Genomic DNA, 857 nt, shown 5'->3' on the forward strand with positions numbered 1-857 from the left:
GGCACGCCCACCTCGAAGGGCAGGTAGAGGGTGCGGCCCACGGTGGTGGCGTACTTCTCCAGGAAGCGCTGCCTGTCGAGGATGCCCATGCGCTGCAGCGCCTCGGCCGCCAACTGCATCTCGAGGGCGTCGGCCTTGTTGGCCGTCTTGGTGCGCAGGCGCGACTGCATGTGCTGGTAGAAGGCCCACACCTCGGCGGGTTGAATCTCGCCGCGCTGGAAGAGGGTGCCCACGCCAGGCAGGGACTGGAGGTAGCCCTTCACAGGACACCGCCTTCCTCAGCGCCCGCGTCCACGGTGCCGGCGTCCACAGTGGTGGGCAGGCACGTGTGGCCGGTGACGCCCTCCTCGTTGACGTAGGCGCAGGTGAAGGCCGTGCTGCTGTGCTCGCTGACGGCGTCGCAGTCGGCCAGCACCTGCCAGTTGCCGTCGCCGTTGCAGACTTCGGCGACGTTGCCGGCGCAGCGTGTGGACACCGGAGCGCAGCCGTCCGGCGCGCGGCAGCGGGTGAGGAGGGCGGTGGCGAGAAGTGGGGCGAGTAGCAGCGCTTTCATGCGAGTCCTCTGGCTTGGGGCCTGTCGTTGAAGGTGACGAGAAGGAGGTTTCTGCGAGGCCTCCGGCGGTGGAGGCCGAAGCCCGTGGGGCGCGCCTCCGTGACGTACAGCCCAGGAGGTGTCCTCACGGCCTGCACGAGGGCGCCCGCGACGTCGTAGAGGGCCCCCAGCCTGTCACTGGGGCGGATGAGGGCGTCACCCGTGGCCGCGTCGACGAGGCCGAGGCGCTCCAAGTCGCGGAAGTGGAAGACGAGTTCGAAGCTCGTCCTGGGGCTGTTGCCGGAAGGGGCCATGCGCAATGACT

At 69.4% G+C, this 857-nt stretch carries 1 protein-coding gene and 2 pseudogenes; all 3 read right to left on the reverse strand.

Annotated elements, in window-relative coordinates:
- Positions 1-263, reverse strand: a pseudogene (locus HUW62_RS47455) (hypothetical protein); the annotation flags it as partial.
- Positions 260-553 carry a hypothetical protein gene (locus tag HUW62_RS47460; protein ID WP_217911998.1) on the reverse strand — a complete coding sequence of 98 codons (294 nt, stop codon included), beginning with the start codon at positions 551-553 and terminating at the stop codon, positions 260-262. The pseudogene HUW62_RS47455 and the gene HUW62_RS47460, both read right to left, overlap by 4 nt.
- Positions 550-857, reverse strand: a pseudogene (locus HUW62_RS47465) (hypothetical protein); the annotation flags it as partial. The pseudogene HUW62_RS47465 and the gene HUW62_RS47460, both read right to left, overlap by 4 nt.

This window comes from Myxococcus sp. AM011 (assembly GCF_013372595.1).
GTDB classification, from domain to species: Bacteria; Myxococcota; Myxococcia; order Myxococcales; family Myxococcaceae; genus Myxococcus; species Myxococcus eversor.

Coding starts and splice junctions, on each gene's coding strand:
- HUW62_RS47460 (WP_217911998.1), bottom strand. CDS start 553: ATGAAAGCGCTGCTACTCGCCCCACTTCTCGCCACCGCCCTCCTCACC.